Source organism: Mesorhizobium sp. Root552, assembly GCF_001427285.1.
Taxonomy (GTDB): Bacteria; Pseudomonadota; Alphaproteobacteria; order Rhizobiales; family Rhizobiaceae; genus Mesorhizobium.
In genome coordinates this window covers 445208-470910 of the sequence record NZ_LMFV01000045.1, presented here as the reverse complement: position 1 = coordinate 470910, position 25703 = coordinate 445208, and the positions used below count along the sequence as shown (strand labels likewise).

General features: G+C 62.4%; 26 protein-coding genes. 9 read left to right on the top strand and 17 right to left on the bottom strand.

What is annotated here, in order from left to right; translation table 11 throughout:
* The first annotated feature begins 2 nt into the window (after positions 1-2).
* Together rnpA and yidC are read left to right on the top strand one after the other, a co-directional pair.
* Positions 3-356: a ribonuclease P protein component gene (gene rnpA / locus ASD50_RS17360; protein ID WP_056243676.1), complete on the top strand. Its 354-nt coding sequence runs from the start codon at positions 3-5 to the stop codon at positions 354-356.
* 8 nt (positions 357-364) lie between these two features.
* Complete coding sequence (gene yidC, locus ASD50_RS17355) at positions 365-2167, top strand: membrane protein insertase YidC (RefSeq protein WP_056243673.1); 1803 nt, start codon at positions 365-367, stop codon at positions 2165-2167.
* 84 nt (positions 2168-2251) lie between these two features.
* Here the strand turns inward: yidC and proX are convergent, their stop codons facing one another.
* From proX to infC, 16 genes are all read right to left on the bottom strand, one after another.
* Complete coding sequence (gene proX / locus ASD50_RS17350) at positions 2252-3286, bottom strand: glycine betaine/L-proline ABC transporter substrate-binding protein ProX (protein ID WP_056243671.1); 1035 nt, start codon at positions 3284-3286, stop codon at positions 2252-2254.
* A gap of 75 nt (positions 3287-3361) precedes the next feature.
* Positions 3362-4279 (bottom strand): ABC transporter permease, encoded by a 918-nt coding sequence (locus ASD50_RS17345; RefSeq protein ID WP_164480449.1) that lies wholly within the window; start codon positions 4277-4279, stop codon positions 3362-3364.
* Positions 4280-4284: 5 nt separating this feature from the next.
* A complete protein-coding gene (locus ASD50_RS17340) occupies positions 4285-5379 on the bottom strand; it encodes a quaternary amine ABC transporter ATP-binding protein (protein ID WP_056243668.1) in 1095 nt (364 codons plus the stop codon).
* Positions 5380-5658: 279 nt separating this feature from the next.
* Positions 5659-6576, bottom strand: a complete 918-nt coding sequence (locus tag ASD50_RS17335; protein ID WP_244484562.1) for a LysR substrate-binding domain-containing protein — start codon at positions 6574-6576, stop codon at positions 5659-5661.
* 123 nt (positions 6577-6699) lie between these two features.
* Positions 6700-9180 (bottom strand): ATP-dependent helicase HrpB, encoded by a 2481-nt coding sequence (gene hrpB, locus ASD50_RS17330; RefSeq protein ID WP_056243662.1) that lies wholly within the window; start codon positions 9178-9180, stop codon positions 6700-6702.
* Between the two features lie 122 nt (positions 9181-9302).
* Entirely contained in the window at positions 9303-9563 is a 261-nt protein-coding gene (locus tag ASD50_RS17325; RefSeq protein WP_156465144.1) for a hypothetical protein, read from the bottom strand.
* Positions 9564-9646: 83 nt separating this feature from the next.
* Positions 9647-10633, bottom strand: a complete 987-nt coding sequence (locus ASD50_RS17320) for a Gfo/Idh/MocA family protein (protein WP_056243657.1) — start codon at positions 10631-10633, stop codon at positions 9647-9649.
* Between the two features lie 75 nt (positions 10634-10708).
* On the bottom strand, positions 10709-11290 hold the full coding sequence (locus ASD50_RS17315) for a YceI family protein (protein ID WP_056243654.1): 582 nt from the start codon (positions 11288-11290) through the stop codon (positions 10709-10711).
* Positions 11291-11356: 66 nt separating this feature from the next.
* The gene (locus tag ASD50_RS17310) at positions 11357-11944 is read right to left on the bottom strand and encodes a cytochrome b (RefSeq protein ID WP_056243651.1); all 588 of its coding nucleotides are present in this window, start codon (positions 11942-11944) and stop codon (positions 11357-11359) included.
* Between the two features lie 50 nt (positions 11945-11994).
* Positions 11995-14400, bottom strand: a complete 2406-nt coding sequence (gene pheT, locus ASD50_RS17305; protein WP_056243648.1) for a phenylalanine--tRNA ligase subunit beta — start codon at positions 14398-14400, stop codon at positions 11995-11997.
* Between the two features lie 16 nt (positions 14401-14416).
* Positions 14417-15502 (bottom strand): phenylalanine--tRNA ligase subunit alpha, encoded by a 1086-nt coding sequence (pheS, locus tag ASD50_RS17300; RefSeq protein WP_056243645.1) that lies wholly within the window; start codon positions 15500-15502, stop codon positions 14417-14419.
* On the bottom strand, positions 15499-16374 hold the full coding sequence (locus tag ASD50_RS17295; RefSeq protein ID WP_056243642.1) for a lipopolysaccharide kinase InaA family protein: 876 nt from the start codon (positions 16372-16374) through the stop codon (positions 15499-15501). Before ASD50_RS17295 ends, pheS begins: the two co-directional genes overlap by 4 nt.
* An 83-nt stretch (positions 16375-16457) precedes the next feature.
* Complete coding sequence (gene rplT / locus ASD50_RS17290) at positions 16458-16859, bottom strand: 50S ribosomal protein L20 (protein WP_042637600.1); 402 nt, start codon at positions 16857-16859, stop codon at positions 16458-16460.
* Positions 16860-16896: 37 nt separating this feature from the next.
* A complete protein-coding gene (gene rpmI, locus ASD50_RS17285) occupies positions 16897-17100 on the bottom strand; it encodes a 50S ribosomal protein L35 (protein ID WP_027166935.1) in 204 nt (67 codons plus the stop codon).
* A 182-nt stretch (positions 17101-17282) separates the two neighbouring features.
* The gene (locus ASD50_RS17280) at positions 17283-17939 is read right to left on the bottom strand and encodes a methyltransferase family protein (RefSeq protein WP_056243880.1); all 657 of its coding nucleotides are present in this window, start codon (positions 17937-17939) and stop codon (positions 17283-17285) included.
* A gap of 96 nt (positions 17940-18035) precedes the next feature.
* Positions 18036-18572 carry a translation initiation factor IF-3 gene (gene infC / locus ASD50_RS17275; RefSeq protein WP_082549711.1) on the bottom strand — a complete coding sequence of 179 codons (537 nt, stop codon included), beginning with the start codon at positions 18570-18572 and terminating at the stop codon, positions 18036-18038.
* A gap of 217 nt (positions 18573-18789) precedes the next feature.
* On the opposite strand from infC, the gene ASD50_RS17270 reads away from it, so the two are divergent.
* The 4 genes from ASD50_RS17270 (at position 18790) to ASD50_RS17255 (ending at position 22237) form a co-directional block, all read left to right on the top strand.
* Positions 18790-19560: an alpha/beta hydrolase gene (locus ASD50_RS17270; RefSeq protein WP_056243876.1), complete on the top strand. Its 771-nt coding sequence runs from the start codon at positions 18790-18792 to the stop codon at positions 19558-19560.
* Positions 19561-19562: 2 nt separating this feature from the next.
* The gene (locus ASD50_RS17265; RefSeq protein WP_156465143.1) at positions 19563-20705 is read left to right on the top strand and encodes a benzoate/H(+) symporter BenE family transporter; all 1143 of its coding nucleotides are present in this window, start codon (positions 19563-19565) and stop codon (positions 20703-20705) included.
* A 115-nt stretch (positions 20706-20820) separates the two neighbouring features.
* Positions 20821-21300 (top strand): DUF2852 domain-containing protein, encoded by a 480-nt coding sequence (locus ASD50_RS17260; protein ID WP_056243874.1) that lies wholly within the window; start codon positions 20821-20823, stop codon positions 21298-21300.
* Positions 21301-21481: 181 nt separating this feature from the next.
* Positions 21482-22237, top strand: coding sequence for a M48 family metallopeptidase (locus tag ASD50_RS17255; protein WP_056243633.1), 756 nt, complete (start codon positions 21482-21484; stop codon positions 22235-22237).
* A 12-nt stretch (positions 22238-22249) separates the two neighbouring features.
* Here ASD50_RS17255 and ASD50_RS17250 read toward each other — a convergent pair whose 3' ends face one another.
* Complete coding sequence (locus tag ASD50_RS17250; protein WP_056243630.1) at positions 22250-22468, bottom strand: hypothetical protein; 219 nt, start codon at positions 22466-22468, stop codon at positions 22250-22252.
* Positions 22469-22849: 381 nt separating this feature from the next.
* Here ASD50_RS17250 and ASD50_RS17245 point away from each other — a divergent pair, with 381 nt between their 5' ends.
* From ASD50_RS17245 to trpA, 3 genes are all read left to right on the top strand, one after another.
* On the top strand, positions 22850-23512 hold the full coding sequence (locus tag ASD50_RS17245) for a phosphoribosylanthranilate isomerase (protein WP_056243627.1): 663 nt from the start codon (positions 22850-22852) through the stop codon (positions 23510-23512).
* 85 nt (positions 23513-23597) lie between these two features.
* Positions 23598-24818: a tryptophan synthase subunit beta gene (gene trpB, locus ASD50_RS17240; protein ID WP_056243625.1), complete on the top strand. Its 1221-nt coding sequence runs from the start codon at positions 23598-23600 to the stop codon at positions 24816-24818.
* Between the two features lie 28 nt (positions 24819-24846).
* A complete protein-coding gene (trpA, locus tag ASD50_RS17235; RefSeq protein WP_056243871.1) occupies positions 24847-25662 on the top strand; it encodes a tryptophan synthase subunit alpha in 816 nt (271 codons plus the stop codon).
* Positions 25663-25703 lie beyond the last annotated feature (41 nt).

Genomic DNA, 25703 nt, shown 5'->3' with positions numbered 1-25703 from the left:
CTTTGCCCGCTGCAGGCAAGCCAATAGGCCAAAAGCCCGGTCGGCTTCTCAAACGCGCGGAATTCCTGGCCGTCCGGCGCGGTGAAAAGCGCCGCGGGCGGCTTTTTCTCGTTGAAGCGCTGGCGCGTGGTGACGGCAATGCGCCACGCGTTGGCTATACCGTCACCAAGAAGGTGGGCAACGCCGTCGTGCGTAACCGCATCAGGCGGCGCCTCAAGGAGGCCGTCCGCACCCATGCGGCGGATGACATGGCGCCCGGCAATGACTATGTCATCGTCGGACGCGAAGATGTACTTGGTACGCCGTTCGGGTTGCTTAAGGCCGAGCTCTCGCGCCGATTGCGCGGATCACGATAGGGTTTTCAATGGAAAACAACCGTAACTTCTTCATCACCATCGCCCTGTCGGTGCTGATCCTGACGCTGTGGCAAGTCTTCTATATGAACCCGCGCATAGAGGCGCAGCGTGAAACCGCCAAGGTGGAGGCAAGCCGGGCGGAAAACCAGGCTGCCCAGACAACCTCGCCCGCCGGCGCCGGAACGGCAACGCCGGGCGCCATCCCGACGACATCGGGCGGCGAGGCTGGAGGCATCCTGGGGCGCGACGAATTGCTGGCTGCTACGCAGCGCGTCAAGATCGACACGCCGCGCCTGCAGGGTTCGATCAACCTGACCGGCGCACGCCTCGACGACCTCAAGCTCAAGCAGTACCACGAGACCGTCGACAACAGCTCTCCCGAAATCGAGCTGCTCAATCCGGCAGCACTGCCCAATGGCTACTATGCAGAAATCGGCTTCGTCGGCAGCGATGCCACGGGCGCGGCTCCCGGCCCTCAAACCGTGTGGTCGGTGGATGGCAACGCGACGTTGACCCCCGCAACGCCCGTTACACTGACTTTCACCAACGAAAAGGGCCTTGTCTTCAAGCGGACCTATTCCGTTGATGCCAACTACATGTTCACGGTGTCCGATACCGTCCAGAACACCGGCACTGCCGATGTAGCGCTGTCCAACTACGGCCGCGTGACCCGTTTCGACAAGCCGACGACCGCCTCCATCTATGTCCTGCACGAGGGCTTGATCGGCGTGACAGGCGAGGAAGGCCTGCAAGAACACAAATACTCCGCCATGGAGGACGACAAGCAGTTCACCCCCGGCAAGTCCACCGATGGCTGGCTCGGCATTACCGACAAATACTGGGCGGTCACGCTGGTGCCCACTGCAAAGCAACCCTTCCAGCCGCGCTTTGCCTATTTCGACGACGGTCGCCCCCGCTACCAGTCCGATTTTCTCAGCGACCCGATCCCGGTTGCCGCTGGCCAGTCGACCACGGTGGAAACCCTGGTGTTTGCCGGTGCAAAGGAGGTCGGCACCATAAATGCCTATGAACAGGAACGCGATATCCGCCGCTTCGATCTTCTGATCGACTGGGGCTGGTTCCACTTTATCACCAAGCCGATGTTCTGGCTGATCGACACGCTCTACAAGCTGCTCGGCAATTTCGGCCTCGCCATCATCGCCACCACCGTCATCGTCAAGGCGGTGTTCTTCCCGCTGGCCAACAAGTCCTACGCTTCGATGGCCAACATGAAGAAGGTGCAGCCGAAGATGGTAGAGATCCGCGAGAAATACGCGGACGACAAGATGAAGCAGCAACAGGCCATGATGGAGCTCTACAAGACCGAGAAGATCAATCCTATTGCCGGCTGCTGGCCGGTGGTGATCCAGATCCCGGTGTTCTTCGCGCTCTATAAGGTTCTCTACATCACCATCGAAATGCGCCATGCGCCGTTCTTCGGCTGGATCCAGGACCTTGCCGCGCCCGACCCGACGTCGCTGTTCAATCTGTTCGGCCTGTTGCCCTTCGCGGTGCCTACGCTGCTGCACATCGGCGTCTGGCCGCTGATCATGGGTGTCACCATGTTCCTGCAGATGCGCATGAACCCGACCCCACCCGATCCGACGCAGGCGATGATCTTCACCTGGATGCCTGTGATCTTCACCTTCATGATGGCTGGTTTTCCGGCGGGCCTCGTCATCTACTGGGCGTGGAACAACCTTTTGTCCATCATCCAGCAGGGCGTCATCATGAAACGACAGGGCGTCAAGATCGAACTTTGGGGCAATCTCGCCGGCATGTTCCGCAAAAAAGAGTCGCCGGCGAAGTAGGGCGAGATCACCCGACACTACGCGTCAAATAAAAAGGCGGGATCGTTCACGATCCCGCCTTTTGCATGAGAGGGCTGCGGTTCTTTACTTTGCGGCCTGCTTGGCGGCCTCGATCCAGCCGTCGAATTCCTGCTGGTGAGCCTTGACCCAATCGGCGGCCTGGCGCTCCAGGTCGGCTGGCTTGTCCTCGCCTTTGTACATCTGAGCGTTCTGGGCAAAGATGTCGTCGAGCGGAATGCTCATGACTTCGAACAACTTCTTCGCAGCCGGATTTTCCTCGAGGAACTTGTTGTTGGCGACAACCTGAATGTCGTTGGCCGGCCAACCCATCTGGCAAGGATTGTCGACACAGCCCTTGACGTCAGGGATGGCCGTCTGGCTTTCCATCGCCTTCTGGTCGTCGGGCAGCGAAGGTTGGGAAACCTGCAGCCAGACCACATCCTGGTCGGGCTTCAGCATGCCGACGGTCCAGTTCGGCGTCCATGTGTAGAAGAAGATGGGCTTGCCCTGCTCGTACCGGCTGATCGCGTCGGCCATGGAGGCGGAATATGCCGCCTGGATCGGCTCGACGGTATCGCCCAAGCCATATGCCTTCATCTGGTGCGTGATGGTCAGTTCGCATCCCCAACCTGGCGGGCAAGCGACGAGGTCGGCCTTGCCGTCGCCATTGTCATCGAACAGCTTGGCGATCTCCGGCTTCTTGAAGTCGTCGATCAGCTTGATGTTGTGGGCTTCGGCGGTTTTCTTGTCGATCAGATAGCCCTGCAACGCACCGCCCTTGGCGACATAGCCAACGGTGCTGGCCTTGTCCTTGATCTCTTCCAGATAGGTGTTGTGAAGCGGGAACCAGCCGCTCGCCCAGAAATCCATGTCGCCTTGTCCGACAGCCTGGTAAAAGGGTGGATTGTCGAGTGCCGTCGGTCCCTCCACCGTATAGCCGAGCGTCTCCATGGCCTTCTTGTAGACTTGGGCCTGAAACCACTCCGTATCCCATGTCGGCTGACCCATTTTCACGGTCTTGCCCTCGCCCGGCAGCGATTGCGCCCACAGCGGCGATGCGCCGAGCGCAAGGGCGGTCAGCGCACCCCCCAGGCAATATAGAAACTTGTTTGCGGCCATTTCTTACTTCTCCCTGTTGTGCTGCGCTTCGCGCAGATCTGCTCCCGAACTCATGTGTCAGTAGAATTTCTGGAACTATCCCTCCTTACCGCCGGAGGTGCTTGCGCCCTTGTGGCCGTCGCCCAGCGCCTGCGTGACCCGGTCGAGGATGATCGCCATCAAGACGATGCCCAGTCCGCCAATGCCGGCGTAGCCGACATCCAGCCGACCGAGGCCCGTATAGACCGTAAGCCCAAGGCCGCCGGCGCCGATAAGCGCTCCGATCACGGCCATGGAAAGCGCCAGCATCAGCGTCTGGTTGACGCCCGTCATGATGGTGCGCAGCGCCAGCGGCAGTTGGATTTCCCACAATATCTGGCGCGGCGTGGAGCCAAAGGCACGGCCGGCTTCCACCAACTCGCCCTGAACCTGCCGAATGCCGAGGTTGGTCAATCTTACCAGCGGCGGCAGGGCGAAAATGATGGTGGCGATCACCGCCGGCACCATGCCGACGCCGAACAGCATGACGATCGGCACCAGATAGACGAAGGAAGGAATGGTCTGCATGACGTCGAGGATCGGCCGGATCACCGCCGCCGTGCGGTCGCTGCGAGCCGCGGCGATGCCTGCGGGAATGCCGACCACTATGCAGAAGACAACCGCCGTGACGATCATCGCCAGCGTGATCATCGTCTCCTTCCAGAGCCCGATCCAGTCCAGCAGCAACAGGGATATAAACGTGAAGACGGCTACACCTCGCCCGGCCGCGCGCCATGCGGCGAATACGGCAAGCACCAGGAGAACGACGAAGGGAATCGCCAGAAGCAGCGATTGCAGCCCGTCGAGAAGCTGTGCGATCGGCCATTGCAGCGCCCGGAAGAATGGCCGCAACGCAGGCACCAGCCAGTCCTTTACCGACCACTGGATCCAGTCGTCGAGCGGCAGCGTGCCGTAGTGCGACGGGCGGGCAATATCGGTTGCGGCTTGCAGGCCAGACAAAGCGTCTGATGACATAGGCCTCAAACTCCTTCGCTTTGCGAACCGCCCGCCAGGACGTTCGTTATGTCGGCGGCCGTCACCATGCCTTCCGGCTGGCCCGCGGCATCGACCACGACAACCGGGCGGTTTGCGGCCACCAGGCCAAAAACTTCATGCAGTGGACGTGCACCCTCAATGGTCGCCGCTCCATCCGCCAAAAGGACGCGGAGGGCCTCGGCGCTCGCCACTTGGCGGATTGCGGATCGAACCGGCAGCACGCGGCCACGATCGATGTCGCGAGTAAACGCCGCCACATAGTCGTCGGCGGGTTGCAGCACGATATCGGCGGGGCGGCCCACCTGTGCAAAGCGGCCGTCCTTCATTACCGCGACATGATCGCCGAGCGTCAGCGCTTCGTTGAGGTCGTGCGTGATGAATATGATGGTGGTGCGATAGCGGCGTTGAAGTTCCAGCAATTCGCCTTGCATGTCACGCCGGATCAGCGGGTCGAGCGCGCTGAACGGCTCATCCATGAGCAATATCTCCGGATCAAGCGCGAGCGCACGGGCCAGCCCGACGCGCTGCTGCATGCCGCCGCTGAGGTTGGCGGGATAGCGGTCGGCCCAACCGCCGAGGCCAACGCTGTCGAGCGCTTTCAAAGCCTTTGCATTGCGCTCTGCTTTGCCAAGCCCGCGCATCTTCAGGCCATATTCGACGTTTTCCGCGACGGTCCTGTGCGGCAGCAGGGCGAAGTGCTGAAAGACCATGGTGATCTTTTCCAGCCGCAAGGCCCGAAGCCTTTCTTCCGGCGCGGCAACAATGTCCTCGCCATCGATCTCGATCGTCCCTGCGGAAGGCTCCTGCAACCTGTTGAGGCAACGCACGAGCGTCGACTTGCCGGACCCCGACAGCCCCATGACGACGAAGATTTCACCGGCATCGACCGAAAAGGAAATATCGTTGACCGCGACGACAGCGCCGGTCTTCGCCAGAATGTCGTTCTTGGACATCCCCTGCCTGGCCAAACCTATGGCAGCCTCGCCATTTGCGCCGAACACCTTGCTTACGCCACGCACCGCTATACGTTTAGCCTGCGCTCCGGTGTTGCTCGATGCGGCTTTGGGGGTGTCCTGCATCAGCGCAAGCCGCTGGCCAGGGCGCGTCCGGCAGGACGCGAATTTCTGCGGCCAACCGGGTCAGCCCTTCGGGACTCGACAAAGTTCGGATTAAAATTCTGGATGTCGGTTGTGAACATGGCGGCTGCGGCTACCCCTCATTTTTGGCCTGCCCGCGATCGCAGGCAGGGCTTTCCCGCACACGCTCATGATTTCAAGCCTCCGCCATGCTTGTAAACTGCACGGTCGAGAATGGAATGCATTACAGTGGGTAATGTGACGCCTGACGTAAGCTCTGATCTAGAGCTCGGCCAAGTCGCCCGTTTCGGAACGAATCCAGCGCATGAATGGCTCGACCTGGGGCTTCGGCGGCTGGCCCTTCTTCAAGACCACAAAATAGGCTTCCCGGGTGCGCAAGGATTCAGCCGAAACGCGCACGAGCTGGTTTCGGGCCAGAAGATCATGCACCAGACGGTTCCAGCCAAGCGCGATACCTTCTCCACGCATGGCTGCATGGATGGCGTCGGTGTAAAAGCTGCAGCTTAGCGTCACGTGGCGCGGGTCCCCACCATGGCCGAATGCCCTCAGCCATTCGTCCCAGCCGATCCAGCTCGCATCCTGCGAGTCGCTGGCGATCAGGTTGTGGCGCGTGAGGTCGGCGACACAATCGGGGGACCCACGTTTGGCCAGGTATTCCGGACTGCAGACAGGAAAGACGTCATCGTTGAACAGCGCGATTGCCTTGCCGTCCGCCCAATGGCCGTCGCCATAGCGGATTGCGATATCGATGTCTTCGCGTTGCAAATTGACGTTGCTGTCCTGACTTACGATCTTCAGCCTGACCTGGGGGTTGGTCCTGCGAAAATCGGAAATCTTGGGCAAGAGCCAGAAATGCGAGAAGGCAACGGACGCAGCGATAACGAGCTCGCCGGCGTTCTTTTCCTCGGTAAGGGAGCGAACCGTACGGGTAATCGCGCCAAGCGATTCCGACATCGACTTCGACAGCACTCGGCCGCGCTCCGTGAGCTCGATGGAGCGATGCAAGCGGCGAAAAAGCTGAAATCCAAACGTCTGTTCCAGCGCCTGCACCTGGCGACTTACTGCGGCCTGCGTGATGCCCAGTTCCTCGGCCGCCTTGGTAAAACTCATGCGCCGCGCAGCAGCCTCAAACACCACAAGCGCGGTCATGGAGGGGAGCTGGCGGCGGAATCCAGACATGAGCCTGCCTTATGCTTGAACCTCGGATAGCGACCTCATCCGGTTATGGCACAGACCACGCGCTTGCCAAAGGTTTCATGACGAAAATCGCTGAAGCAGGACACACGAAAGGCTCCGGATCGCCTATGTTCCTCTCGGCTTGGCCCGGTTGGTGGCGGTAGCGAGGATCGGATTCTCCGGCCAGACATGTCTGGGGTAGCGGCCGCGCATCTCGGTGCGCACATCCGCCCACGAACCGCGCCAGAATCCCGGCAGGTCGCGCGTGGTCTGTATCGGCCGTTGCGCCGGCGACAGCAATTCCAGCGTCAACGCCACGGTTCCGCCGGCAATCGAGGGATGGGCATCGAGGCCGAACAGTTCCTGCACGCGAATGGCCAGAACGGGCTGTTCGCCATCATAACGGATCGGCACATGGCTTCCGGATGGCGCTGAAAAGTGCGTTGGCGCCAAGGTATCGATACGGCGCTGCAGATCGTGCGGCACCAGCGACATCAGCCCTGACGTCAGCACGTCGCCACCTATAGCTGCAAACGATGCCGAACCTGTCAGGAAAGGCAAAAGCCAATCGTCCAGCCGCGTTTTCAATGCTTCATCGGAAATATCAGGCCAAGGCTCTCCAAGACCGTGATGAAGCCAGGCCAGGCGATGGCGCAACGTCTCCACAGCCTTGTTCCAAGGTAGAAGCGCAAGGCCGTGCAGGCGAACCGCATCGAGGATCGCCCGGTCCGCCTCGGCACCCGTCGGCGGCGGCAACATCTTCTCGGACAACACTATTGCACCGAGCCGGCTTTGCTCGCGCACCCGCACGCTCTTCCTCTCGACATCGAATGCGGTCTCAAGGCGGGTTTCGATGCCGTCGGCAAGGCTCACGCCAATGTCGGCCTCGGTGACGGCGGCAGCCGCCGTGATGCGTGCGTTTTGCGCCTTTCCCTGCAGGTCGGCGACGACCAGATACAACTCGCCGGCCAGCGGATCGGCGGCGTCAACCATCGCCCCCGAGCCGTTTGCCAACAAGAAGCGGCCACGCTCACCACGTGCCTTGGCAACACGGTCGGGCCAGGCATGCAGCAAAAGAGCGCCGGAACTGACATCGTGCACCGGCGACTGGCCAACGTCCGCCTTGCTGCCGCCTGCTGTTCGCGCCAGCCGTTTCGCCAACTCCCGCGCGGCTGTGGCGCGCGTTGACCGGTCGGCGTTAAAACGGCTCAACCGCCGCTCGAGATCGACACTGTCTCCGCCCAAGCCGCGTTCGGTAAGCAAAACGGCAAGCTGCGCCGCCTCCGCTGCACGATCGGCGTGAGCAGCTTCCGCAACCATGTGCGCAAGCCGCACGGGCAAGGCAAGCTTGCGCATCGCAGCGCCGGCATCGGTCAACCGCCCATCCGGGTCGATGGCGTGGAGCGCCGTCAGCAGGCTGCGCGCCTCCTTGAGCGCAGGCGCGGGCGGCGGATCGAGGAAGGCAAGGCTGGCGGGATCGGCAACGCCAAAGGCTGCGCAATCCAGCAGCAGCCCCGACAGGTCGGCTTCGAGGATTTCAGGCGGCGTGAAAGCAGGCAAGGCCGCCGTCTGCTCGGCCCGCCATAACCGGATGGCGACACCCGGTTGAGTGCGGCCGGCACGCCCTGCCCGCTGTTCGGCCGAAGCCTTCGAGGCGCGGACTGTTTCCAGCCGGGTCAAGCCGCTGGCCGGCTCATAGCGCGGCAAGCGCGACAGGCCGCTATCGATGACCACACGAACGCCATCTATGGTGATCGAGGTTTCGGCGATCGAAGTTGCAAGAACCACCTTGCGGCGACCGGCAGGAGACGGGCGGATCGCAGCGTCCTGCGCCTTGCCGTCCATCATGCCGTAGAGCCTGACGACATCGGTCTCGGCCCCGACGCGGCCCTCAAGGCGTTCCGCGGTGCGCTCGATCTCGCGTTGGCCGGGCAGGAAGGCAAGGATGCTGCCGGTCTCATTGGCGAGCGCGCCGCGAATGGCCAAGGCCATGGCATCCTCGATCGCGGTCCCTGCCGGCCGCTCCTCGTAGCGGATTGCGACAGGAAAGGCGCGCCCCTCGCTCTCGACAACCGGAGCATCGCCCAGCAGTCTGGCCACCCGTGCACCGTCGAGCGTTGCCGACATCACCAGCAGCCGCAGGTCAGGCCGCAGCGCCCCCTGGACGTCGAGTGCCAGCGCCAAGCCGAAATCGCCATCCAGCGAGCGTTCATGAAACTCATCGAAGATGACGGCGGAAACGCCCGGCAATTCCGGGTCGTCGAGGATCATGCGCGACAGCACACCTTCGGTAACGACAAGGATCCTTGTCCGGGCCGACGTGCGGTTTTCCATGCGCATGGCGTAGCCCACTGTTGCACCCGGTTCCTCGCCAAGAAGGGCGGCCATGCGACGCGCGGCGGCACGCGCCGCCAGCCGGCGCGGTTCGAGCAGAACGATCTTGCCGGCGCCAAGCCATCCGGCATCGAGAAGCGACAGCGGCACCAGCGTCGTCTTGCCCGCGCCGGGAGGCGCCACCAGGACCGCCTTGTTGCCAACGGAAAGCGCCTCGCCAAGCCGGGGCAAGGCGGCGGAGACCGGTAGCTCGGGCAGAATTGGCAAGGTCATCCGGAACAGGTCTTTGGCGGGCTCATAAGGGCACCCGCATATCAGCCGGTCACGCAGCAACGCAACCGGTGGTGTCCCTGCAACTGCGAGGTCTGATCCGAACGGGTGGCACAGCCAAAGCCTTATTCGGCGGCGTTGGCTCCGTCGCCTGCTTCGCTGGCGCCGTCTTCGCCGTCATCATCGACATCGAGGATCGTGGCAAGCTCATCGACGCTGAGCTGGATCGTGTAGCGCTGGTTCGAGGCCGTGCTGTAGATATCGCGCGCGACAAAAGTCAGCGTCACGTCCTCGCTCGAAATCGAAACATGCTCGCGATCCAGCGGCCCGTCGAAAATGACCTTGGCTTCACCGTCTCGCTTTGCTGGCCGCACAGATATCTTCATGCGCAACGCCATGCACACAGCGTGCCAATCGAGTTGCCCCATAATGGGACAATAAGTATCGGCGCGCCCTCACCATGGGGCGTTCAGACCGGCTCCCAGCCGTCCTTGTCCCCGGCGCGAAAGATCGCGTCGATAACCTTCTGGTTCAGCACCGATTGCTCCAGCGTGAAGACGTGGTTGCCACCTCCCTTCGCGGCCCGGGCGAATGCCTCGACCTCAAGCCGATATTGCTGCGCGCCGGCAAAGCGGAACACCTCGGTCCTGCTATGGTCCTGGTTGTGCAATTCAACACGGTGGTGGTCATAGAGCCCGGCATTGAACGGCGAAGCGACCTCGATGAAGCCTTTGTCGCCGTGGAAAACCATCACCTGCCGCGCCGCCATCTGGGTCGACAGGTAGAACGACAGCTCGAACTCACCGAAATCAGCGCGTATCGAGGAATAGATGTCGGTGCCGAACTTGGTGTCTCGCTCGATCGAGGCCTGGACGCGCCCCGGCTCCTTGCCGGTCACGAACCGCGTCGCCACCGTCGGGTAGACGCCGATGTCCGGCAGCGCGCCGCCACCGAGGTCGAGCTGGTTGCGCATATTGCCGGGATCGACGTTGTAGTAGGAAAAGGCTCCCTGCACATGCCGCAGGCGCCCAATGGCCCCGCCGGCGATCAAATCCCGGACCTTGAGCCATTGCGGGTGGTAGGTAACCATGAAGGCCTCGCACACCAGCACCTTGTGCTTGTCGCGCAATTTGATGAGCGGAGCGATGGCCGTGGCATCGAGCGCCAGCGGCTTTTCCACCAGCACATGCTTGCCGGCCTCGATGGCCCTGGCCGTCCATTCGACATGCTGCGAGGTCGGCAAGGGAATGTAGACCCCGTCGACCTCGCCGGATGCCAGCAACGCCTCGTATGAGCCCAAGGCATGCGGCGCGCCAAAGCGGTCGGCCAGCGCCCTTGCCTTGCCGAGGTCACGGCTGGCAATAGCCGAGAGCACGCAGTTGTCGGCCTCGACGATAGCCGGCAGAAGATGCTCGCGCGCAATCTTGGCCGTCGACAGAACCCCCCAGCGAAACATCCACTCTCTCCAATTCAGTTGAGCCCGTCATTATTCTCCGGGCTTCGGCAAATGCCAACTGCGCAGGCGCGACGACTATCCGCGCCGGCCGGTCAGCATCATGTCGAACACCACGACGTTGGAATAGATCGGAGTGCCGACATCCATGCCGTAGCGCGAGCGCAGGACCGTGCCGGTAACATGAAACTGAAGGTTGCCCGACTTCAGGCCGGCAAGCTCCACCGAAAACTTTTCCGGGAACGTCTTGCCCCGCGCCGTCAGCCGGCCGGTTATCAAGGCGGTGTCGTCGCTGGTGCGCTGCACGCCGGTTGAACGGAACCTGATTTCCTTTTCGTTGGCCACGTCGAACACCGCGTCGGAGCGCAAGAAATCATCCACCCGGCTTTCGCCCGTGACCACGCTTTCGGGGAAAATCGTGATCGCAACAGCCGAGCGGCCGACATCGTTGTTGTCGAGCCGAATGGTGCCGCTAAAACGGCTGAAATCGCCCCTGAGCGAGCCGCCGCCGGCATTGGCGATGGAAAAATGGATCGAAGAGCCATTCTGGTTGATGACATAGCGGCCGGCCACTTCGCTTAGCGAAACAGCGGCACGAGCGGGCAAGACGGACATGCAAATGGCGGCGATCGCCGCGAAGGCCAAGGCACGGGAAGACATCAAAGCCTCCTTCGTTGAAGGCGGTGGATCGGGGATTGCATGAAACGAACGCCCGGGCGGCCCGTCCTATTCCGCCCCGCGCCGGCCATTGCCAAAAGAAGGCGCAATCATGCGCAAGAGCACGTTGTCGCCTAGCCAGAAGTGATGCCGGAAAGCAGCGGCGACATGCAACGCCGCCAGCGCCATTCCCGCATAGGCAAGGTAGCTGTGAGCCTTCAGCCAGAAGCCCTCGGCGCCCGCCGACATGCCGAGCGGCAGGTTAGGCATCACAAACAGCCCGAACGGCATTGAGGGTATGGCCAGCACCGAGGCCGACACCAGTGCCCATCCGGAAAGCGGCAAAGCCACCTGAAACAGATAGAGCGCAAAATGCGCCAAGGGGGCGGTGCGGCGCTCCAGCAGGCCCGTTTGCGGCGGAAGCCGCGGCGTGACCCCGCCGAGCCGCCAGGCAATGCGCAACACGACAAGACCAAGCAGCAGGAAGCCGAAGGATTTGTGCAACTGGATCAGTTCAAACGCAGTGCGCTGGCTGGTGACGCGCGACATCGCGAGCCCAAGCACGAACTGGCCGATAAAGAGAATGGCGATCACCCAGTGAAGGATGATCGCGCCCCAGCCATAAGTGCTGGTGGTATTGGTTAGCCGCAGGCCCATGCCATACGAACGGCTGCCGCCGGCGCGCTATTCCCGGCGACGGGGAAGGGCTACGTCCTCAGCACGCCGCCGGTCTGCTTGGCAACGTTCTCGACGATGCGCTTGCCCAGCGCCTCGAAATCCTCGTCGGTCAGCGTCTTTTCGAACGGCTGGATCGAAACCTCGATGGCAACCGACTTCTTGTCCGCCCCGAGCGACGGGCCTTCGAAGATATCGAACACCGAAACGCCGGTGACCAGTTTCTTGTCGGCGCCAAGTGCCGCGCGCATCAGCGTGCCTGCCTCGACCGTTCGTTCGACCACGAAGGCGAAGTCGCGCTTGACCGCCTGGAAAGCGGAGAGCTCCAGTTTCGGCTTGGTCCGCGTCGGCTTGGCCTTGGCCTCCGGCACGGCGTCGATGAAAACTTCGAAGCCGCACAGAGGTCCGGTCGCATCCATTTCTTCCAGTGTCCTGGGATGGAACTCGCCGAATGTGCCGAGCACCACTTTCGGGCCAAGCTTGATCGTGCCGGAACGGCCCGGGTGATACCACGCTGGACCGCCAGCCTCGATCTGCAGCCGCTCGACGGGCGCGCCGCAGGCTTCAAGCGCCGCAATCGCATCCGCCTTGGCGTCGTAAACGCCGACATTGCCGGCATTGCCCGCCCAGTGACGGCCGGAACCGTCGAGGCCCGCGGTTCCACGCCGCACCCCGGCGGCAACACGGCGCTGCCCTTCAGGCATATCGTCCTGATAGGTGCCGGAGACCTCGAACAGGGCGACGTCGCCGATGCCACGGTCGGCATTGCGCTGGGCGGCGGCGACCAGGCCGGGCAGAAGCGAAGGCCGCATGTCGGACATGTCGGCGGCAATCGGGTTGGCGAGCTTCAACCGCTCGCTGCCACCGCCAAACAGTTCTGCATGTTTGGCCGGAATGAACGACCATGTCACCGCTTCCATCATGCCTCGCACCGCAAGCGCGCGGCGGGCGGCACGGGTACGTATCTGCAACGACGTCAGGATCTTGCCGTTGACGGCATCGTGGCCCGCCAGCGGCTTCGGCGTGATCTCGTCCACGCCGTGAATGCGCATCACCTCTTCCACCAGGTCGGCCTTGCCGTCCACGTCCGGCCGCCATGACGGTACGATCACCTCGACGACATCGCCGTCGCCCTTGGGCATGAAGCCAAGGCGGGCGAGGATATCGAGACAGGTCGCGCGCGGCACGTCGAGACCGGTCAGGCGCTTCACTTCGGCAAAGGGGAAGGAGACCGAGCGATACTTGTAAGGCGCATAGCCGGTGATTTCTTCACGGCTGGGTTCACCGCCGCAAAGCTCCATCACCATGCGGGTCGCCAACTCCAATCCCGCGCCCATGAACTCGGGATCGACGCCGCGCTCGAAGCGGTAGCGGGCGTCGGTTATGATGCCGAGCGCGCGGCCGGTGCGGGCGACGTTCAACGGCTCCCAAAGTGCGGACTCGATCAGCACGTCGGTGGTGTTCTCGTCGCAGCCCGAATGTTCGCCGCCCATGACGCCGGCGATGGATTCGACTCCATTGTCGTCGGCGATCACGCACATCTCAGCCGTAAGGGTGTATTCGCGCCCGTCCAGCGCCAGCACCTTTTCACCAGCGGTCGCCCGGCGCACGACGAGATTGCCCGCTACCTTGGCCGCATCGAACACGTGCAGCGGCCGGCCGTGATCGAAGGTGATGTAATTGGTGATGTCCACCAGCGCATTGATCGGCCTCAGGCCAATCGCCAGCAGCCTTTGCTGCATCCATTTCGGCGACGGGCCGTTTTTGACGCCTTTCACCAGCCGAAGCGCAAATCCGGGGCACAGGTCCGGCGCTTCGATCTTCACCTTGACCGGGCATTCGCCGGTACCGCCAACCGGTTCCACCGCACCATATTTCAGCTTGCCAAGCCCGGACGCGGCAAGGTCGCGCGCAATGCCATGCACGCTGGTTGCGTCAGGCCGGTTCGGCGTCAGGTTGATGTCGATGACCGCATCGTCGAGATGCGCATAGGCGGCAAAGCTGGTGCCGACCGGCGCATCCTCGGGCAATTCGATAATGCCGTTGTGCTCGTCCGACAGCTCGAGCTCACGCTCCGAGCACATCATGCCGCGGCTTTCGACGCCACGAATCTTGCCGATGCCGAGCGTGACATCGATGCCGGGCACATAGGTGCCGGGAGCCGCAAAAGCCCCTATCAGCCCAGCCCGCGCATTCGGCGCGCCGCAGACAACCTGTATAGGGTCGCCGGAGCCGGTATCGACGGAAAGCACGCGCAGTCGGTCGGCATCGGGATGCTGCACGGCGGTGAGCACCTTGGCGATGACGAAGGGCTTCAGCGCCGCCTTGTCGTCAACCGATTCGACTTCGAGGCCGATCGACGTCAGCCGCTCGACGATCTCGGCAAGCGTGGCGTCGGTTTCGAGATGATCCTTGAGCCAGGAGAGTGTGAATTTCATGATCGTTTCCTCCGGCTCAGTTGCTCAGTCCGCCGAACAGCGTCGGCATATCGAGCGGGCGGAAGCCGTAATGTTGCAGCCAGCGCACATCGGCGTCGAAGAAGGCGCGCAAATCCGGCATGCCGTATTTCAGCATGGCGATGCGGTCGATCCCCATGCCCCAGGCGAAACCCTGATATTCGTCGGGATCGAGCCCGCCGGCGCGCAGCACGTTCGGATGAACCATGCCGCAGCCGAGGATTTCCATCCAGTCGCTGCCCTCGCCGAAGCGCACTTCGCCGGGCCGCGAACGGTCGCACTGGATATCGACCTCGAGACTCGGTTCGGTGAACGGGAAGAAGGACGGGCGAAAGCGCATCTTGACTGAAGGCACTTCGAAGAACGCCTTGCAGAACTCCTCAAGCACCCATTTCATGTTGGCGACATTGGCGGTCTTGTCCACCACAAGCCCCTCGACCTGATGGAACATCGGCGAGTGCGTCGCGTCGGAATCCTGCCGGTAGGTCTTGCCCGGAATGACGATGCGGATCGGTGGCTTCTGTATCTCCATGGTGCGGATCTGGACCGGGGATGTGTGGGTACGCAGCACCTTGCGCTCGCCTTTTTCATCCGGCTGGAAGAAGAAGGTGTCGTGCATTTCGCGCGCCGGGTGCCCTTCGGGGAAGTTCAGCGCGGTGAAATTGTAATAGTCGGTCTCGACATCCGGCCCTTCGGCGATGGCGAAGCCGAGGTCGCCGAAGATCGCGGCGATTTCGTCGATGATCTGGCTGATCGGATGAATACGGCCCCGCTCCGCCGGCGACTGGCGCACCGGCAAGGTCACGTCGACCTTCTCGGCTTCGAGCCGCGCGGCAATGGCGACGTCCTTCAATTCCGCCTTGCGGCTGCTCAACGCCTCGGTGACGCGGTTTTTCAGGCCATTGATCGCCGGGCCTTTCACCTGGCGCTCTTCCGGGCTCATCGTGCCCAGCGTCTTCAGCATTTCCGATATCGAACCCTTCTTGCCAAGCGCCGACACGCGCACCGCCTCGATGGCAGCTTCATCCGCGGCACTGGCGACCGCGTCCACCAGCGATCGTTCGAGTTGATCGATATCCGTCATGATTGTCCTCTTGGCCGCTCCCGGCCTGTCATTGAAACCTTGGAATTCGATGGCGGCGCCTTGCCGAGGGCCCGGCTCAGAAAGTCGGTCGCGTCGATGGCGCGGCGGCCATCCTTGCCGATCAGGCCGTTCGGAACCAGACGCAGCGGAGCCATCGCTCGCGCGAAGAAAGTCGTGAGCGTGCGCAACGCAGGAATGATCTCCAGCGGCGCAGCAGCGCGATAGGCGGCAAGCGCGCGCGCCTGCGTCTCCGGCAGTGCAGCGCGCGGCGATATCTGCAGGAACAAGAGCCAGGCATCGCGCGCCTGCGCCATCGGCAGCGGCATCACCGCTTCCGGCTCCTCCTCGAAGTCGAGGAAGCCGATGCGGCCGTCGCGCAGGAACATGTCCCTGGGATGTGGCCTACCGTGGCACAAGCCGGCCCGATGCGCTTCGCCGAGCGCCCGCGCCAGGTCGATTAAAAGGTCGTCGTGCCGCGCCGGATCAGTGGGTAGGGAATCCATCAGCGTCTTTTGCACGACCTCTCCGACATCGGAGAGCACCAGCACCGACTGGTTGGAAAACACGACATCGGGCACCGCGAAGCCGGCAGCCCTGAAACTCGCCAGCTTGCGCATTTCCCGCGCGATAGCCTCAGCCGACCCAGTGGTCGGCGAAGACCGCAGGAAAACCGGCAGCAGCGGCGAGACGAGGCTGTGCAGGCGCTTGGCAAGCGGCATGCGTTCCACGTCGTAGCGCTTGATCCAGACCAGCCGGCTATCGACCGAGGCGCGGGACACGCGCAACGACGCCTGCGCAACGATGAGGCGCAACAGCGTTGCCAGCCCATCGGCGGAAAGCATGTCCGTCCTGATCTCGGTTTCCTCGGTCATTCGATCCACACGAAAAACCCGCGCCAGCCTGCCAGCGCGGGTTTCCCAGAGTTGATTTTGCGAAGCTGGGGAAAGCGCTGGTCTTAGGCCACTGCGCTTTCAAAAGCATTCGGCGTCGTGTTCTTCAGGTATTCGAGCGCGACCTTGGCCTTGGCCACGAGCGCGGCGAAAGCCTGCGGCTCATGGATAGCCATGTCGGACAGAACCTTGCGGTCGATCTCGATACCGGCCTTGTTCAGGCCGTCGATGAATCGGCCGTAGGTCAAGCCGTGCTCGTGCGTCGCCGCGTTGATACGCTGGATCCACAGCGCGCGGAACGAGCGCTTGCGGTTCTTGCGGTCGCGGTAGGCGTACTGCAGCGACTTCTCCACCGCCTGCTTGGCGATGCGGATGGTGTTCTTGCGGCGGCCGTAGAAGCCCTTGGCGGCTTTCAGGACCTTCTTGTGCTTGGCGTGGGCGGTAACGCCTCTCTTTACGCGTGCCATGTCGTGATCTCCTTAAACGCTGTCCGGACCGAATGCCTTAGAGGCCGTTCGGAAGAAAATTCTTGATGACCTTCTTGCCGTCAGGTTCAGCCAGAACCATCGTGCCGCGGGCATCGCGAATGAACTTGTTGGAGCGCTTGATCATGCCATGGCGCTTGCCGGCTGCTGCCGACAATACCTTGCCGGTCGCAGTGATCTTGAACCGCTTTTTGGCAGCGGATTTGGTCTTCATCTTGGGCATTTTGCTTCCTTTCTCACGCGCATTTGCTGCGCTTCTGTCTTGCTTCAGGCGACCAAAAAGGCCCGAAAAGCATAAAGACCGCCACGGCATGCCCTGCCGGGCGGCTTTTCTTTAACGGCCGCTCTATACGTCAAAGCCGCTCGCGGCGCAACACCCGTCGAAAGCTGCGTCGCACGCTTTTGTCAGGGCACCCTGAACAGGACCGGCAAGGTGCCGGCAATCTGCGCGCTGTCGATCATCTCGAACACCGGCATGGCGACGAGGAACACCAGCCCGTCAAGCAACGTGGTGCGAAGCAGGCGTGGCTTGAACGACCCGGTATCGCCCTCATTATAGAGCGACAGGTTGGGAACGAACCTCGGCACGCGAGCCAGATAGTCCTTGTAGGGCGCGCCCATGACTTCCGACAGGAAGCGCTCCTCGCGCAGGATGACGATGTGGAAGGCGAACGCGCACAAAAGGCCGAAGCCGATCATGGCAGTGAACGAACCCATCTGCGCACCGACGCCGGCGGCAGCAATGGTGGAGAATACGTAGAGCGGGTTGCGGGTCACCGAATAGGGCCCACCGGTCACGACCTCGGCCGACTTGCGCCCGCCGATATAAAGTGTCGACCACAGCCGCCCGACGATGCCTAGGAAAATCATCACGATGCCGGCCATCTCGATGGTCTCGTGGACAACCGATTCGGGCGGGAACCACGACTGCCCGACCAGGAGTAGAGCAAACAGCGCCACGACCAGCACCGCCAGCACATAGCGGCGGGTGCGCTGATAGTTGCCCAGCGTCGGGCGATCCTGCCGACCAGCAGCCCTTTGTTCCAAGACACCACCGTCCATGTCGAATCCACCCGTTTTGCAGCCTGCCATGATCGACACCACGGCACGGCGGCAAGAAAAAGGCGCCCCGCTGGGACGCCTTGCAAATTCAAGCCGTCAGCGCGGCGACAACACCATCATCATCTGTCGGCCTTCCAGCTTCGGCTCGGCCTCCACCTTGGCGATCGTCGCGACTTCCTCGCGCACCTTGTTCAGAAGCTGCATGCCAAGCTCCATATGCGCCATCTCGCGGCCACGGAAGCGCAGCGTCAGCTTGACCTTGTCGCCTTCCTCGAAGAAGCGGCGCACGGCACGCATCTTCACTTCGTAGTCGTGGCTGTCGATGTTCGGGCGCATCTTGATCTCCTTGATCTCGATGACCTTCTGGTTCTTGCGCGCTTCGGCGGCCTTCTTCTGGCTGGCGTATTTCAACTTGCCGAGGTCGAGGATCTTGGCGACCGGCGGATTGGCGTTCGGGGAAATCTCGACGAGATCGAGCCCGGCCTCTTCGGCGAGCAACAAAGCGTCGTTGATCGAAACTTCACCCCGGTTCTCCCCATCGGCGTCGATAAGCTGGACGCGGGGAACGCGAATATCGGTATTTGCGCGCGGTCCATCCTTGGTGGGCGCCGCTGCTTTGAAAGGTCTGCGAATGGTCGTGGTCTCCTTGAGCCGTTGAGGGGCAGGGTTTTTGCTTCACTATGTGCGGAGGCGCCTATGTGGGAAGCGCGCGCGCCGTGTCAATAGCATAGCACGCATCGGAAATCATCAGAATCCACAGCATCCGGCCTGCCCCAACCGAAGAAATCGACAGGCCGCTTTTCGGCAATGCCGCCCTGTGCCAAAAGACCCGGCCCGCAAGGAACAAGCCATGACCACAACAGCGCCAGAGTTTCTGGATGTCGATGGAACGCCGATCGCTGTGCGCCACGCGGCAGGCGCTGCGCCCGGTATCGTCTGGCTGGGCGGCTACAAGTCCGACATGCTCGGTACCAAGGCGGAAGCGTTGGCGGCGTGGTCCGCGGAAAACGGCCGCGCCTTCCTGCGCCACGACTATTCGGGCCATGGCGAATCCGGCGGCGCATTCGCCGACGGCACCATTTCCAGATGGCTGCGCCAGAGCCTGGCGGTTTTCTCGCAATTCACCGGCGGCCCGCAAATTCTGGTCGGCTCGTCCATGGGCGCATGGATTGCGCTGCGCATGGTGCAGGAACTAAACAGGGCAGGCGAAAGGCGCGTGGCAGGCCTCGTGCTCATTGCCCCCGCGCCCGACTTCACCGCCGAGCTCGTCGAGCCGGCGCTGACCGGTGCGCAACGGCGCGACTTGGCCGAAAAGGGCTATTTCGAAGAGCCGTCCGACTATTCGGATCAACCCTACATCTATACCCGCGCCCTGATCGAGGATGGCCGCGCCAATCTGGTCATGACCGGTCCCATCGACACGCATTGCCCGGTCCATGTGCTGCAAGGCATGGCCGACGAAGCGGTTCCGCACAGCCACGCCCTGAAGCTCGTCGGCCTTCTGCCTGCCGATGACGTGACCCTGTCGCTCGTTCCCGACGGCGACCATCGCCTGTCGCGGCCGCAGGATCTCGACCTTTTGACCCGCGCCCTCGAGGCGATCACGGAAAGGGCCGGCTGACCGTGCGGATCTCGATCCCCGTTTCGGCATTCGTCGCCGCAATCGTCGGCTTCGGCGGCACGCTTGCCATCATTATCGCGGCTGCCTCCGCGGTTGGCGCAACGCAACTGGAGACGGCAAGCTGGGTCACGGCTATCTGCCTTGCCATGGCCGTCGAAACGGCCTGGCTTTCCTGGCGAACCCGCATGCCGGTCATCACCGCATGGTCGACACCGGGCGCCGCATTGATCGCCGCTTCGAGCGGGTTCACCATGGGCGAGGCGGTCGGGGCCTTCGTCGTCACCGGCGTATTGCTGGTCGCAACTGCGCTGTTCAAGCCGTTGATGCGCCTGATCGCCAGGATTCCCGCATCGGTGGCCTCCGGCATGCTGGCCGGCATCGTCGTCACGTTCGCCACAGGGGCGGCCAAGACAATCCCGGCCGATCCCTGGCTGATCCTGCCCCTCATAGCCGCCTTCTTCATCCTGCGTCTCGTCAATCCGGCAGTATCCGTGCTGGCGGTTCTCATGGGCGGTGGCCTTGCTGCGTTCCTTACCGGTCGTGTCGGCGGCTTGCCGGCACCCGAACTGTCGACGCTCGCATGGATTGCGCCGGAGTTCACGCCGGCCGCAATCGCCGGCCTGGCCATCCCGCTCTACCTCGTCACCATGGCCTCGCAGAACCTGTCCGGATTGGCCGTGCTGCGCGCCTCCGGCTACGATCCGGCACCGGCGCCGCTGATCGGCATCACCGGATTGTTTTCCGTCCTGAGTGCCCCGTTCGGCGCCTCGACCACCAATCTCTCGGCGATTTCAGCGGCCATCTGCACCGGACCCGACGTTCACCCCGATCCGGCAGAGCGCTGGAAGACCGGACCGTTCTACGCCTTTGCCTATCTCATATTTGCAATTTTCGGCGCTTCGCTGGTGGCGATCTTTGCCGTCCTGCCGCAAAGCCTCATCGTGCTTGTCGCAGGTCTGGCTCTGCTGGGCTCGCTTGCCAATGCGCTCACCATAGCCCTGCAGGACGACAAGGACCGCATGGCGGCAACCGTCACTTTCGCTGTCACGGCATCCGGCCTGACCTTGTTCGGTATCGGTTCCGCCTTCTGGGGCCTCGCGGGCGGATTGATCGTGCTTTTCCTCGACCGATTCAAAAAAGCCTAGTCATTCCAGTATCTTGTTCGGTTTCGGCGATTGCTGTCTTGAATCGCCGTTTTTGTCTTCCCATTTCGATTTGAGCAGTCGGATCGGCTGCCTCCAACTGAAGGAACGGGAGAAAATGAACACGACTGCACTGATCCGTCCGGCATGGACGCCGGCGACCATCGCTTTGATGGTGATCGGCTTCATGGTGTTCTGGCCGCTCGGCCTCGCCATGCTTGCCTACATCATCTGGGGCGACCGGCTTGACGGCTTCAAGAGCGATATGAACCGCGCGACGGATGGCATCTTTGCCGGTTGCCGCCGTGGTGCAAACAAGGCGCATCGCTGGGGCCACGGCTCGGCCCGCACCGGCAACGTCGCTTTCGACGACTGGCGCGAGAAGGAGCTTGCGCGCCTTGATGAAGAGCGCCGCAAGCTCGACGAGATGCTGGCGGAGTTCGATGAATATGCCCGCGAGCTGCGCCGCGCCAAGGACCAGGAAGAGTTCGATCGCTTCATGGCGAACCGGAACAAATCCACTGCCCCGACGACCACGACGGAAACCCCTCCGAAGCGTCGCGGCGGCAAGCCCAACGACAACCTGCTTGACGACTGAGAGGTCGAGTGGCGTTAGGCATGAGCGGCGYCGTTTCTTTTTGTTCTTTTCCAGAGCAATTCCAGGAAAAGCGGGAACCGGTTTTCCATCTGGAATTGCGTAGGAACAAGGCGTTCGAGCGATTCAACGGTTCTGTTAAAATATGAACCGCTCTAAACCTCGAATCACGTATCGTCCCGCCATGTCTTTCGGCTTCTTCCGCAACCTGACCAAACCTGCGCCGTCTCCTGTCGAGGAGCGGGAGCATGTCGTCGCCGGACGCACGCTGCCCTTGCGCATCGTCGAGAACAACCGCGCCCGCCGCCTGACGCTGAGGATCGACGCCGGCGGGCAGGGCTTGCGCATCACCGTGCCGCCCGGCTTGCGCCGCGGCGAGGTCGAGAAATTTCTCCATCGTCATCAGGGCTGGCTGGAGCAGCGGCTGGCCAAGGTGCCCGACCGGCCGCAGGTGCGCCCCGGCATCAAGCTGCCGCTTTATGGCGTACCGCACATGATCGTGCACGAACCCGGCAAGCGCGGCACCGTTTCGGTTGGCAGCGACGAGAACGGCCCCACGCTCGTCATCCATGGCGAGCGGGTGCATCTGCCGCGCCGGCTGACTGACTACCTGAAGCGTGAAGCCAGGCGCGAGATCGGGGCGCTGGTCGAAAGGCACACCGCGAAAGTGGGCCGCAAAGCCAAGGCCGTGCGGTTCAAGGACACGTCGAGCCGCTGGGGTTCCTGCACGTCCGACGGCAACCTGTCGTTTTCCTGGCGCATCATGATGGCGCCACGCCCGGTGATCAACTACCTCGTCGCGCACGAGGTGGCGCATCTGAAGGAGATGAACCACGGGCCGAAGTTCTGGAAGCTGTGCGAGGAGCTTTGCCCGGACACGGAGCGCTGCAGGGCCTGGCTCAAGAAGAACGGCAGCGCGCTTCAGGCGATACAGTTCTGATACTGGACAGGTTCAGTCATCGTTGGCGGCGTTGAGTTCGTCTGGCCGCAGCCTGTCATCGGTGTGACGTGGCCAGGGTAGAAAATCGCCATCGAAACCATCTCTGGAAAAATAGAGCAGCGCACGGTGCGCTTCAGCGCCATTGAACGCGGCCTTGTCCATCAGATGTTCGATGACGTTGTGGGCCTGCGCGAGCTTTTCCTTCAATTCAGCGATAGTCTCGGTTTTCATGGTTGTCGCTCCCGCCTCTGCCGGTGAATCTAGGTCGTAAACTCATAAATCTGGTCGAAATGGTGTGAGGCCATCTGTTCGGATACGCGAAGAAAGAGCGTAGGAAATGTCATTCATTTTCAAGCTCTTTCGACAAAGTAGCCGGGCAGATGGACCACATCCCCATCACACACATTTGGGGACGCCGGAACGGCTGCAAGCTGCTACGTCGAACCGCTCGGCCGATGGTCCACATCGCCCTTCGCGCTTCTCCTCGCATCTTCTTGCCGTTCCAGGCGCCATTTCGATCACATTTATGAGTCCACGACCTAGTGCGCTTGCTGCCGGTGACAATAAGCGCTTTTCCTCGACTTCGCCGCCTTTTCATGGCAATTCGCTGGCATGAAGGTGCTCGATATCAAGATATGCGGTTTGAAGACCGATGCAGCGCTGGCGGCGGCCCTTGCAGGCGGCGCAAGCCATGTCGGTTTCATTTTTTTCCCGAAAAGCCCACGCAATATCGCCCCTTCGGAAGCCGGCCGCCTGCGCAAGGCGGCTGGCGGAAAGGCAAAGACGGTTGCTGTCACCGTCGATGCCGACAATGCGTTTCTGGACACGATCGTCGCCGAAATGAAGCCAGATATGTTGCAGCTTCACGGCAGCGAAACGCCGCAACGGCTCACTGAGCTGAAGGCGCGCTACGGCCTGCCCGTCATGAAGGCCATTTCCGTTCGTGAACAGGCGGACCTTGCATCAATTGCGCCCTATCGCGGCGTCGCCGACCGCTTGCTGTTCGATGCCAAGCCGCCGAAGGGCTCGGAATTGCCGGGCGGCAACGGCGTCTCCTTCGACTGGACCATTCTTGCCCGGCTTGACGCAGACGTCGATTACATGCTTTCGGGCGGTCTCAACGCCGCCAATATCGGCGAAGCCATGCGGCTTGCGAACCCACCCGGCCTCGACATATCGTCAGGCGTGGAAAGCGCGCCGGGCGTCAAGGATACGGCGCTGATCGAACAATTCTTCAAGGCCGTCCGGGCGGCGCGCAGCGACCGCGCGGCCTGATCGGCAAGTCAGACGCATCTCGTGGCACTACAACACCCGCTCCCTGTGCTGGACATGCTGCGAACGGAACTCTAGGAGATCGGCCATGAACAAGCCGGCAATGCCCAATTCCTTCCGCACCGGCCCTGACGAACAGGGCATGTTCGGCATTTTTGGCGGGCGTTTCGTTGCCGAAACGCTGATGCCCCTGATCCTTGAACTGGAGCGCCACTGGAACGAGGTCAAGGACGACCCCGCTTTCAAGGCCGAGTTGCAGGCGCTGTCCACCTTCTATGCCGGGCGTCCTTCCAAGCTTTATTTTGCGGAAGGCCTGACCCGGCATCTCGGCGGGGCCAAGGTCTACTTCAAGCGCGAGGACCTCAACCACACCGGCTCGCACAAGATCAACAACTGCCTCGGCCAGATCCTGCTCGCCAAGCGCATGGGTAAGAAGCGCATCATCGCCGAAACCGGCGCGGGCCAGCACGGCGTCGCCTCGGCAACGGTTGCCGCCCGCTTCGGCTATCCTTGCGTGGTCTATATGGGCGCCACCGACGTTGCCCGCCAAAGCCCGAACGTGTTCCGCATGAAGCTGCTCGGCGCTGAAGTGAGGCCGGTCACGGCCGGCCACGGCACGCTGAAGGACGCCATGAACGAAGCCCTTCGCGATTGGGTCACCAATGTCGAGGACACCTACTACCTGATCGGCACCGCCGCCGGCCCGCATCCCTATCCGGAACTGGTCCGCGACTTCCAGTCGGTCATCGGCATCGAGGCGCGCGCCCAGATCCTCGAACAGGAAGGCCGGCTGCCTGACGCCATCATCGCGGCGGTGGGCGGCGGCTCCAACGCCATTGGCCTGTTCCATCCCTTCCTCGACGACGCAGACGTCCGCATCATCGGCATCGAGGCAGGCGGCCACGGTCTCGACGGCATCGAGCACTGCGCATCGATGAATGCCGGCAAGCCGGGCGTGCTGCACGGCAACCGCACCTATCTCCTGCAGAACGACGACGGCCAGATTCTCGACGGCCACTCGATCTCCGCCGGCCTCGACTATCCCGGCGTCGGCCCCGAGCATTCCTGGCTGCGCGACACCGGCCGCGTCGAATACGTGCCGATCCTCGACGACGAGGCGCTGGAAGCGTTCCAGCTCACCACGCGGGTTGAAGGCATCATCCCGGCGCTGGAATCGGCGCATGCCATCGCGCATGCAATGAAGATCGTGCCTTCCATGGCCAAGGACCAGATCGTCATCGTCAACCTGTCGGGCCGTGGCGACAAGGACGTGCATACGGTAGCCTCGATGATGGGCATGGAGATCTGACGTGACGGATACCCGCATCGACCGCCGCATGGCGAAGCTGAAGGCCGAGGGCCGTCCCGCGCTCGTCACCTACTTCATGGGCGGCGATCCCGACTACCACACCTCGCTCTCGATCATGAAAGGGCTGGCCAGCTCGGGAGCGGACGTCATCGAGCTCGGAATGCCGTTTTCCGACCCGATGGCCGACGGTCCGGCCATCCAGGCAGCCGGTTTGCGTGCTTTGAAGGCTGGCCAGACGCTCGCCAAGACGCTCAAGATGGCCGCCGATTTCCGCGCAGGCGACGACCACACCCCGATCGTCCTGATGGGCTACTACAACCCCATCTACATCTACGGCGTCGAGCGTTTCCTCAAGGATGCGAAGGAATCCGGCATCGACGGGCTCATCGTGGTCGACCTGCCGCCCGAAATGGATGCCGAACTGTGCATCCCGGCGCTGGAAGCAGGCATCAACTTCATCCGCCTGGCGACGCCTACCACCGACGACAAGCGCCTCCCCAAAGTCCTCGAAAACACCTCCGGCTTCGTCTACTACGTGTCGATGACCGGCATCACCGGCTCGGCGCTTGCCGATACCGGCAAGGCCACCGAAGCGGTCAAGCGCATCAAAAGCCACACCGATCTGCCGGTCTGCGTCGGCTTCGGCGTCAAGACTGCGGAACAGGCCCGCACAATCGGTCAGTCGGCGGACGGTGTGGTCGTCGGCACTGCCATCGTCAACGCTGTTGCAAACGCGCTTGGTCCTAAAGGCGAACGAACCGCCAATCCAGTCGACGCCGTCACCGCTCTTGTGACCGAGCTTTCGAACGGTGTGCGCTCGGCCCGCCTTGCCGCTGCCGAATAGTTGGCCTAGGTGAGAGACGTGCAGTCGCGGACAGGAGCCTT